The organism is Pseudomonas sp. GM24 (genome assembly GCF_000282235.1).
Taxonomy (GTDB): Bacteria; Pseudomonadota; Gammaproteobacteria; order Pseudomonadales; family Pseudomonadaceae; genus Aquipseudomonas.
This window is the reverse complement of the sequence record NZ_AKJR01000134.1, coordinates 1-9,613: the sequence shown is the minus strand read 5'-3', so window position 1 is coordinate 9,613 and position 9,613 is coordinate 1. Positions and strand designations below refer to the sequence as shown.

Below are 9,613 nucleotides of genomic sequence, written 5' to 3'. Positions count from 1 at the left end.
GCAGCCTTCGGCAGCTCCTACCTTCGAACGCATTCCAATGCAGGAGCTGCCGAAGGCTGCGATCTTTTGATCTTCAAGGCACAATCGACGCATTCCAAAAAGAGTCCGCGCCATGCTGATCGACGAAGAATTGACCCTGAAAAAACTCGAGGTGTTCCTCGCTTTCATGCGCACCGGCAACCTCGCCCGCGCTGCCGCCGAGTTGCAGACCAGCAACGTCAGCGTGCACCGCGCTATTCATTCGCTGGAAAGCGCCCTGCGCTGTCCGCTGTTCAAACACGAAGGCCGCAACCTGACACCGCTGGAAAGTGCTTACGTCCTCGAAGAACGCGCACAGAAGCTGATCAACGACGTCGTCGAAAGCGTGCGCCTGACCCGCGAAGCGGCCGGGTTCTCCGCCGAACGCTTCAAACTCGGCTCGCTCTATTCGCTGACAGTGAAAACCGTACCGCAATTGATCATGGGCCTGAAGATTCGTCGCAGCGAGCTCAACATCGACCTGATCCTCGGTTCGAACATCGACCTGCTCTACAAGCTGAAAAACATGGAAGTTGACGCGATTCTGGTGTCGCTGGACGACAGCATCAACGACCCGGACTGTGAGCAGATCCCCCTGTTTTCCGATGACATTTTCCTCGCCACGCCGGCAGATTCAAAGTTCGCCCAGCGCAGTGAAGTGGATCTGGCTGAAGTGCGCGATGAAACCTTCATCACCCTGACTCAGGGTTTTGCGACCCATCAGGATGGTGTGCGGGTGTTCAAGCAGGCGGGGTTCGAACCGAAGGTGGCGATGCAGGTGAATGACATTTTCACGCTGTTGAGCATGGTCAGCTCGGGGGTGGGTTATGCGTTGCTGCCGGGGCGGATTGCGGCGGTGTATGAAAACCGGGTGAAGCTGATTCCGTTGCAGGAGAAGTACCGGTTGCAGCAGCACATTGGTGTGGTGTTTTTGAAGGCCAAGGAGAGGGATCCGAATTTGCTGGCGTTGTTGGCGGAGTGTCGGATGTATGCCAATCGCCAGGCTGGGATTTAGATCAAGATCAAGAGCTACCCCCTCACCCCAGCCCCCTCCCCCAAGGGGTAGAGGGGGAAAGGGAGCAGATATCCAGGGTTTCAAGGCCTGAGTTCCACTCAGAAATTTCAGGTCGATGTATAACGCCAAAACAACGCGGTCAGTCCCCTCTCCCTCCGGGAGAGGGCTAGGGTGAGGGGCTTTTGATCTTCAGCCCACAATCCCGCGAACAATGAAGAACAACAGCGACGGCCCCAGCAAGCAGCCAAGCCCGGTGTGGAACGTCGCCGTCAGCGCCCCATAAGGCACCAACCGCCGATCCGTCGCCGCCAACCCAGCTGTAACGCCGCTGACAGTCCCGGCCAACCCGCCAAACACCATCGCCGAACGCGGGTTATCCAGGCCCATCCAGCGCGCCGCGACCGGCGTGCCGACCATCACCAGAATCGCCTTGATCAACCCGGTGGCAATCGACAGCGCCATCACATCCGAGGTCGCGCCAATCGCCGCGCCAGTCACCGGCCCGACGATGTAAGTCACCGCCCCGGCGCCGATGGTGGTCATGCTCACCGCATCGCGATAACCGAACGCCCAGGCCATGCACGCGCCGACAATGAACGGCAAAATCGTGCCCAGCAGCAGCGCAATCACACCAATCAACCCAGCCTTCTTCGCCTCGGTCGCCTGCACTTCAAACGCTGTGGCAACAATCGCAAAATCACGCAGCATCGCCCCGCCCATCAGGCCGATACCCGAGAACAACGTCAGATCCGCCAGCCCCTTCTGCCCGCCGGTCATGGTGCCGCCGACCCAGGCCAGTACCAGACCAATAACAATGGCAATCGCCGAACCGTGAATGCGGCCGAACGTCAGGCGTTTGGACAGAACCACCGACACCCACATGATCACGCCGACAAAAGCGAATGCAGTGACCAGCCCATTGTGTTCCAGACCTTTCTCGATGAGATCCCACATATCAGCGGCCTCCTACTGGCGTGCCGACCGGGGAGATTTCCGCCGGTTCATCAGGCAATGGCTCGCCTTTATGCGTGCGGCTGATCAAGGCAATCGTGCAGCCACAAACCACCACCGAACCAATCGCCGCCAGCACCGCCACCGGGCCACCATGCAGCGCAGTGACAACGTTCTGTTGCGCGGCCATCGCGACCACCACCGGAATGTACATCGCACCCCAGAAGCCGACGCCCATCTCGCATTCCTTGGTCATGCCGCCGCGCTTGTGCATCCACAACCGCGCGCAGATCAGCAGGATCATGGCGATGCCGACCCCGCCGACATTGGATTTGACGCCCAACAACACGCCGAGCATGTCACCCATGATCACCCCTGCCAGCGTACAGATCGCGAGCAGCGCCACACCGTAAATAATCATTGTTGTAGTCCTCAAAGTGCATCGTCGAATGTTGTTTTTGTTGTTCGAAGCTTGAGTCGGCGGTTTTAGAGTTGGCGGCCACCCTCCTCACGCAACAGCGCCTGCAAGGTGTCGAGACGCGCACTGTCGAAGGCAGTGACCGTGCCTTGCTCGAACACCCGGCGCGCCAGCCCGGTCAGTACCGCACCGGGGGGCAGTTCGATCTGTAAACGTACGCCGCGCTCGTAGGCGCTTTGCACGGTGCCGCGCCAGTCCACCACGCGACACATGTTGAAGGCGAGGTCGTCGCGCAGGGCTTCAGGTTTGATCACCGGACGCGCGCGACTGCCACTCAAGTAAGTGACTTTCGGGGTTTTCAGTTCGACCTTGGCGAAGGCTTCGGCGAGGGTTTGCGCCGGTTCGCCGAGCAGTGGGCAGTGCGACGGCACGCTTACCGCCAGACGTTTCGCCAGACCGGCGCCACGACTGCGCGCCAGTTCGGCCACCGCTTGCATGGCCTTGTCACTGCCGGCAATCACCACCTGATTGTCGGCGTTGATGTTGGCCAGATACACCGGCGCATCCTCGCTGTGCACCTGCGCCAGCAGCGTTTCGACTGTGGATAATTGCAGGCCGATGATCGCGGTCATGCCGTAGCCCTGTGGATAAGCCTGTTGCATCAGTTCGCCGCGCAGGCTGACCAGATGCAACGCATCGCTGAAGCTCAACGCCCCCGCAACCACTGCTGCCGGGTAAGCGCCGATGGACAGGCCGGCGACGTAATCCGCCGTCAGTCCGTCCTGCAACAACTGCCGCGAAGCAGCGACGCCGGCGATCAGCAGGCACAGCTGAACCGCCCTTGTCGTGCGCAACGCATCGCTGGAATCCAGCAACAAAACATCTTCACCAAGCACATCACTGGCCTCGACCAACGATTCCCGAGGCAAACGCTGAAGCATGCCCGCTTGCTGCGCACCTTGGCCGGGGAACACCAGCAGACTGCTCACGCTGCCTGCTCCTGCGGGTTCCATGGATCGATCACCAGGCAAGCCTGATGGGCATTTTTCAGCAGCACGCGCGCAGATCCGCTGGCCCATTCACGCAATGCCACAGCACCGAACGGCGTCTGCAACTGCATGTCGATCCGGCACTCGGCTTGATCAAAAATCTCTACGAATTTACGAGCCTGATTACGCGTGATCAGCTGCGGTGTACGCAGAATCAGATCGAGATCACTGGCCGCGTGCATCGAGGTAAAACCACTGGCCAATTCAAACCCAACACTGCCGCTGACACCCCAGATCCAACCGCAATCGTCGAGCATTGGCCGCAGTTGTTTGAGTGCCTGCATGACCGGCAGATCTCGCTCGCAGTCGACGTGACACAGCGCTTCGGGGCTGACCCGACAGGCAATCGAATCAACCGCCATAAACGCCGCCAACCGCTGCTCGCGCAATACACCGCGCACGCCGACCGCGACCAAACCTTCTTCGCTGAACGCGCGGCGTACCACCACCGGTTGCCCGGCAGCCAGCGACTCGACTGCCCACAACGGCGCATCCGCCGGCAACTGCGCCGGGGTCATGCCCCAGAGCAGATCGTGGGCCAGAGGCGTGCTCACCACTGCGCCCTCAACAGTTCGCGAACACGGCTGGAAGCAGCACGATTTTTCGCGCCGAGACGATTGCTCAGATCAGCGCTGGAGATATCGCTGATGGCTTGCTTCAGGCACTCGTTCACCCGCGCCAGATCCTCTGCGGTTGGCTGCTCAATCTGCTGCACCGAGAGGGTTTCCCAGAGCAATCCGAGGCTCGCATAACTGTCGATGTCATAAGCCATCGGCGGCACACTGGCGGCCAACGCTTCCAGTTCTTCAACACTGCGCAACGTCACCCGCGCCGCCGACGCCTTGCCCATCGCATGCACCATCACGCCCGGATCACGCAGCGCGATCAAACGATTGGCCTGATAACCATGCGCGAGAAACGCCCCGGACATCGCTTTACCGACCAACAACGCAATCACCGGATGCCCAGCCAGACGCGCACGGGCATAACTGTCCGCCGCACCCGCCAGTGCCTGATGAATGCCGAGCGCTTCTTCGCGCCGACCATAAGCCTGGCTCGGCACATCGACGATGGCGATGATCGGGCGCTTCTGCGTCTTGGCACGATCAGCAGTGATCGCGTCATCCACAGCCTTGGCCAGCCCCCAGCCTTCAAGCAAGCCGACTTCGCCATTACGAGCACGCGGGAAACGATTGTCCGGATCAGCGACCACAGCGATAAAACGCCCCAGCTCAGCGTCGGCAACCTTCAACGATGGCGGCAGCCCTTCGACACTTTTAGCGCCCGCGCTCAAGGCGTCGAACCAGTGCAAACCGCGCAGCGAATAACCGCTCATGAGCGCTCTCCTTGATACAGATCGCGAACCACCGACGGTTCGATTTGCGGGTCAGTGTTCAGACTGCCGAGACGTTGCAAAAACCATTCGGCGCGCTGGCTGCGAGATCGCTTAGGCAAACCTTGCTGGAGCAATTCGCCGACCTGCTGCCGAATCTTCGCCACGTCATCGGCGACATAACGATCGACCAGACCACTGGCGAAACGCTGCTCGCCGCCGGTCAGGCTCCAAATGAAAGGCCGGTCGCGGGAGTCGTATTCCTCAATCCCGGCTTCCTGCTCGATCACCTGCGGGCCATTCAAGCCGAGGCGTGCTTCCTGAGTCACCAGCAAATAACTGCACAACGCCGCCGCAATCGACATACCACCGAAGCAACCGACGCTGCCCGCAACCACACCGACCACCGGTTGGTACTGCTGCAAATCGACAATCGCCGCATGAATATCGGCAATGGCCGCCAACCCGAGATTGGCTTCCTGCAAGCGCACGCCACCGGTTTCCAGCAGCAACACCGCGCGCGTCGGAATGCCTTTGCGGTTGTCTTCCGCCGCCAGTTCCAGCGCGCCGGCAATCTTCGCCCCGCCGACTTCGCCGAGGCTGCCGCCCTGAAACGCGCCTTCAATCGCGGCGATCACCACCGGCAAACCGTCGAGGCTGCCCTTGGCAATCACCACACCGTCATCGGCCTGCGGCACCACGCCCTGAAGTTCGAGCCACGGCGACATGACGCGTTGAAACGGGTCGAGCAGTTCGCGAAAACTGCCGGCATCGAGCAGGGCTTGCGCCCGTTGCCGCGCGCCGAGTTCGACGAAGCTGTGTTTGTTGAGCAACGCTGCGCTGTCAGTCATGGCCGATCTCCTCGAAACCTTGTTCCAGTCGCAAGCGCACCACCCCCGGCGTCGCGCCGAAATCGTGGATATCGATGGCCATCGCCGGCGGCGTGGTGCCGTCGAACATCCGCGCAAACAGGTGCTGCCAGCGCAGTTGCGCGCCGTTGACCGAGGTCTGCACATTGATCGTCAGCTTGCCGGCCAGGCCCGGTTCGATCAGCACTTCCAGATCACCCGAGCCGACACAACCGACCAGCGCACGACCGCGCGGCGGCTGCCCAGCGGGGAATTCAAACGATAGGGTTTCCATCAAAACGCTCCCTGAAGGATGCCGTCGCGCTCGATACGGTCGAGCAGCAGCGTGGCGGCGAGCAAGTCGGCGGCGCCACCGGGCGAGGCATTCAATGCGATGAGTTGTTGATCGAGTTCGTGCAGGCGACGACGACCGCTGAGGCTGGCGCTGCCACCGGCGTCGAGCACCGCTTGCGCGCCGGACTGCATGGCGTGCAGGCCCTCTTCACCGGCGCGGTAGAGCACGCAGGTGTCGGCCAGGTCAGTCATGATCGCGAGCAAGGCGTCGAGCCGGGCGTTCTGTTCGCCGTGGCCGTTGGCGCGGCTGCGTTTGAGTTGTGGCAGACCGCGTTGCAGCACCGAAGGGAAGCCGAGTTGCGCTTCTTCACGAGCGCCACGGGCGCCGTAACGCAGGGCGACTTGGGCGCCGTGGCTCAGTGGTTTTGGTGCGTAGCGGTCATCTAGTAAGGCAAGGCGCGCGGCGCGCAGAGATACCGCGTTGGCGCTGGAAGATTGCGGTTCCAGTGCTGCGGCAGTCACCAGCAATCCCAGCGCCCAAATGGCACCGCGATGAGTGTTCACGCCGTTGGTGGTCGTGAGCATGGCTTGCTCGCCTTCACGACCGATGCGGCCAATCGCTTCGCGCAAGGAATCGACTTCACCGATTTCAACCGCTGCTTCAGCCATCTCTTTGAAAGCCGGCCACAACGACAATGCCGACGCGTGCATCAGACCCAAGTGCAGATCGGTGTGCGCGCCATTGCCGCGACGGTCGACCAGCGCCGGTTTCGGCGACAGATCGGCTTCGTCGATCAGCGCGTCCACCGCCAGATCAGCCAATCGATCAGCCTGGGACAGCGGTTTCGCTTGCAGGTTAAATGCGTGCATTACCAGCTCCTGAATTTGGCGGGCGGGTTGTACAAGCCGCCAGACCACTCGACCAGATCGGCCACGCTCTTCGCCGCGAGCAATTCGCGAGTGGCGTCGGTGCGGCGGATACCGAGGTCTTCGGGCAAGGCGATCAGGCCTTCGCGGCGCATGCGTTCGGTGTCTTTCGGGTTGTGGCGCAGGCCGATGGCGGTGACGCCGGCGACCGCAGCGATCATCGCCTGGCGTTCTTCCAGCGAGCGCGCCTTGTACAGGTAGGCGATGCCTTCTTCGGTGAGCAAGTGGGTGACGTCGTCGCCGTAAATCATGATCGGCGCCAGCGGCATGCCGCTTTTCTTCGCCACCTCGACCGCGTCGAGGGTTTCGACGAAGGTCGGTTTGCCGCCCTCCTGGAAGGTCTCAACCATCTGCACCACGAGTTTTTTGCCGCGTTCGAGCATCGGTTGCTGCGAGTCGTCGTGGCGCATGTCCAGCCATGCAGGGGTGCCGTGACGGCGACCGCGCGGGTCGTGGCCCATGTTCGGCGCGCCACCGAAACCGGCGAGGCGGCCACGGGTCACGGTCGAGGAATGGCCATCGCCATCGACCTGCAACGTCGCGCCGATAAACAGATCCACGGCGTATTGCCCGGCGAGTTGGCAGAACATTCGGTTGGAACGCAGCGAGCCGTCGCGACCGGTGAAGAACACGTCGGGCCGCGCGGCGATGTAGTTTTCCATGCCCAGTTCGGTGCCGAAGCAATGCACGCTTTCGACCCAGCCGCTCTCGATCGCCGGGATCAGCGTCGGATGCGGATTCAGCGTCCAGTTGCGGCAGATCTTGCCCTTGAGGCCGAGGGATTCGCCGTAGGTCGGCAGGATCAATTCGATGGCGGCGGTGTTGAAGCCGATGCCGTGGTTGAGCGACTGCACGTTGTGTTTTTCGTAGATGCCGCGGATCGCCATCATCGCCATCAGCACGTGCACAGGCTTGATGTGGCGCGGGTCACGGGTGAACAGCGGTTCGATGTAGAACGGCTTGTCCGCCACCACGACGAAATCGACCCATGAAGCCGGGATGTCGACGCGCGGCAGTTCGCTGACGTCGTCGACCAACTGGTTGACCTGGACGATGACGATGCCGTCGCTGAACGCCGCCGGCTCGATCAGCGCCGGGGTGTCTTCGGTGCTTGGGCCGGTGTAGATGTTGCCGGCGCGGTCGGCCATGAAACCGGCCGAGAGCACGACGTTGGGGATCAGGTCCACCACCAGCCGCGCGTAGAGTTCGATGTAAGTGTGGATCGCGCCGACTTCCAGCAAGCCGTCTTCCAGCAACTGGCTGATGCGCAAGCTCTGGGTGCCGGCGAAGGAGAAATCCAGCTTGCGGGCGATGCCGCGCTCGAACAGATCGAGATGCTCGGAGCGGCCGACGCTGGGCATGATCATGTGCAGGTCGTGGAGCTTTTCCGGGTCGGCTTTGGCCAGCGAGCGCGAGAGGAAATCCGCCTGCTTCTGGTTGTTGCCCTCCAGCACCACACGGTCACCGGGATGAATCAGCGCTTCGAGCGCGGCGACGATCTTGTCGGTGGGCAACACCACACCGTCGGCCAGCCCGCGCACCTTGTCGAGGCGGCGCTGCTTCTCATCGCGCCGCCGCGTCCAGCGCGAGTCGGGGGAAATTGTTGTTGTCATGCTCACTCCACGGGGTTCGCTGTCGTGGAGCTAAGGTAGGCGTGTGGGGTGGGGGCATCAATCAAGCGCGGTGGTGAATCGTTACGCTCAGGGTAACGATCAAGAGCCGCCCTCACCCTAACCCTCTCCCGGAGGGAGAGGGGACTGACCGAGGTGTCTGGCGCCATACATCGACCTGCCACACCGAGTCGATTATGGATTCACAGCAGTATTTTCAGGTCGGCGTAACTTGTGAGCATCCCACGGTCGGCCCCCTCTCCCTACGGGAGAGGGCTGGGGTGAGGGTCAGCTTTTAAGTCACTCCGTCGGCACCAACCTATCCAACAAACGGTTAACAGCCATCTCCGCCACCATCACTACCTGCGCAATACCTTGCACAGTCTTGCGATGCGTACCTTCGACCATTGCCGCATGGTTGTTGAGCATCACCGTGGCCGAGCCAAGGGTTTCGCTAGCGTCAGCCAGCAGGGATTCGGTGTCGGCGTTGGGGTTGGCCATGTACAGCGTGTTCGGTGTGTAGGGCGTGGCCATCAGGTCGGCGTTGGTCGGGCTGAGGTAATGGTCGAGGGCGCGTTCGGCGGCTTCGTGGAATTTCTTCGAGTCGGGGGATTCGTAGGGGGATGCGGGATCTGTGAGCGGGGGGTTAGGCGTAGGTTTAATCATCTTCAGGTTCCGAAATAAAGCTGGAACCGCTTCTCTGCTAAAAGAAGGGGTGGCAGCTGAACGCAGGTTAGCAGACCGGGGAACCTAAGGAAGCCGGCGCGCCGAAGCGCCCTGCGCACAGCCGCCATCGAATGCAGGCGCTGAGCCTGACGATGATGTATGTGCACCCTTAGATTAACCACGGGCTGCTAAACCCGATCACTGGAAATCAGTGACGGAATCAAGTTACGCAGCATGCCCAAGGCGCACAAGCCGGCGGATTCTGGTGCATGCGTAGGCAGCGGCGCAAGGATTTGTAGGCCAGGGAGCCGTAACACAGAGTGTCTTTAAACAACGGGGTTAAAGGGTGTTTATTGCACTGCAGAAATTGAGGATTTGCCTGTAAGAATTTGCTGGTGCTACTGGCCCCATCGCTGGCAAGCCAGCTCCCACAGTGTCCGAGTTGTATTCGAATTCTGTGAACCACACAAAACCCTGTGGGAGC

At 61.3% G+C, this 9,613-nt stretch carries 11 protein-coding genes; 1 reads left to right on the top strand and 10 read right to left on the bottom strand.

Annotated features, from left to right (window positions below; all coding sequences use genetic code 11):
- The first annotated feature begins 112 nt into the window (after positions 1-112).
- Positions 113-1,033 carry a LysR family transcriptional regulator gene (locus PMI23_RS16405; RefSeq protein ID WP_007913706.1) on the top strand — a complete coding sequence of 307 codons (921 nt, stop codon included), beginning with the start codon at positions 113-115 and terminating at the stop codon, positions 1,031-1,033.
- A gap of 189 nt (positions 1,034-1,222) precedes the next feature.
- On the opposite strand, the gene madM is transcribed toward PMI23_RS16405, so the two are convergent.
- The 10 genes from madM to PMI23_RS16355 form a co-directional block, all read right to left on the bottom strand.
- On the bottom strand, positions 1,223-1,987 hold the full coding sequence (gene madM, locus PMI23_RS16400) for a malonate transporter subunit MadM (RefSeq protein WP_007913704.1): 765 nt from the start codon (positions 1,985-1,987) through the stop codon (positions 1,223-1,225).
- A 1-nt stretch (position 1,988) separates the two neighbouring features.
- Positions 1,989-2,405: a malonate transporter subunit MadL gene (gene madL, locus PMI23_RS16395; protein WP_007913702.1), complete on the bottom strand. Its 417-nt coding sequence runs from the start codon at positions 2,403-2,405 to the stop codon at positions 1,989-1,991.
- A gap of 65 nt (positions 2,406-2,470) precedes the next feature.
- Positions 2,471-3,391, bottom strand: a complete 921-nt coding sequence (mdcH, locus tag PMI23_RS16390; RefSeq protein WP_007913701.1) for a malonate decarboxylase subunit epsilon — start codon at positions 3,389-3,391, stop codon at positions 2,471-2,473.
- The gene (locus PMI23_RS16385; protein WP_007913700.1) at positions 3,388-4,008 is read right to left on the bottom strand and encodes a malonate decarboxylase holo-ACP synthase; all 621 of its coding nucleotides are present in this window, start codon (positions 4,006-4,008) and stop codon (positions 3,388-3,390) included. Before PMI23_RS16385 ends, mdcH begins: the two co-directional genes overlap by 4 nt.
- Positions 4,002-4,787, bottom strand: a complete 786-nt coding sequence (mdcE, locus tag PMI23_RS16380; protein ID WP_007913699.1) for a biotin-independent malonate decarboxylase subunit gamma — start codon at positions 4,785-4,787, stop codon at positions 4,002-4,004. The genes PMI23_RS16385 and mdcE overlap by 7 nt, the downstream gene beginning before the upstream one ends.
- Positions 4,784-5,635 carry a biotin-independent malonate decarboxylase subunit beta gene (locus tag PMI23_RS16375; protein ID WP_007913698.1) on the bottom strand — a complete coding sequence of 284 codons (852 nt, stop codon included), beginning with the start codon at positions 5,633-5,635 and terminating at the stop codon, positions 4,784-4,786. Before PMI23_RS16375 ends, mdcE begins: the two co-directional genes overlap by 4 nt.
- The gene (locus PMI23_RS16370; protein WP_007913697.1) at positions 5,628-5,927 is read right to left on the bottom strand and encodes a malonate decarboxylase subunit delta; all 300 of its coding nucleotides are present in this window, start codon (positions 5,925-5,927) and stop codon (positions 5,628-5,630) included. The genes PMI23_RS16375 and PMI23_RS16370 overlap by 8 nt, the downstream gene beginning before the upstream one ends.
- Positions 5,927-6,796, bottom strand: a complete 870-nt coding sequence (locus PMI23_RS16365) for a triphosphoribosyl-dephospho-CoA synthase (protein WP_007913695.1) — start codon at positions 6,794-6,796, stop codon at positions 5,927-5,929. Before PMI23_RS16365 ends, PMI23_RS16370 begins: the two co-directional genes overlap by 1 nt.
- The gene (mdcA, locus tag PMI23_RS16360) at positions 6,796-8,466 is read right to left on the bottom strand and encodes a malonate decarboxylase subunit alpha (RefSeq protein WP_007913685.1); all 1,671 of its coding nucleotides are present in this window, start codon (positions 8,464-8,466) and stop codon (positions 6,796-6,798) included. Before mdcA ends, PMI23_RS16365 begins: the two co-directional genes overlap by 1 nt.
- A gap of 297 nt (positions 8,467-8,763) precedes the next feature.
- A complete protein-coding gene (locus tag PMI23_RS16355) occupies positions 8,764-9,129 on the bottom strand; it encodes a DUF6124 family protein (RefSeq protein ID WP_007913683.1) in 366 nt (121 codons plus the stop codon).
- Positions 9,130-9,613 lie beyond the last annotated feature (484 nt).

Coding starts and splice junctions, on each gene's coding strand:
- PMI23_RS16405 (WP_007913706.1), top strand. CDS start 113: ATGCTGATCGACGAAGAATTGACCCTGAAAAAACTCGAGGTGTTCCTC.
- madM (WP_007913704.1), bottom strand. CDS start 1,987: ATGTGGGATCTCATCGAGAAAGGTCTGGAACACAATGGGCTGGTCACT.
- madL (WP_007913702.1), bottom strand. CDS start 2,405: ATGATTATTTACGGTGTGGCGCTGCTCGCGATCTGTACGCTGGCAGGG.
- mdcE (WP_007913699.1), bottom strand. CDS start 4,787: ATGAGCGGTTATTCGCTGCGCGGTTTGCACTGGTTCGACGCCTTGAGC.
- PMI23_RS16375 (WP_007913698.1), bottom strand. CDS start 5,635: ATGACTGACAGCGCAGCGTTGCTCAACAAACACAGCTTCGTCGAACTC.
- PMI23_RS16370 (WP_007913697.1), bottom strand. CDS start 5,927: ATGGAAACCCTATCGTTTGAATTCCCCGCTGGGCAGCCGCCGCGCGGT.
- PMI23_RS16365 (WP_007913695.1), bottom strand. CDS start 6,796: ATGCACGCATTTAACCTGCAAGCGAAACCGCTGTCCCAGGCTGATCGA.
- mdcA (WP_007913685.1), bottom strand. CDS start 8,466: ATGACAACAACAATTTCCCCCGACTCGCGCTGGACGCGGCGGCGCGAT.
- PMI23_RS16355 (WP_007913683.1), bottom strand. CDS start 9,129: ATGATTAAACCTACGCCTAACCCCCCGCTCACAGATCCCGCATCCCCC.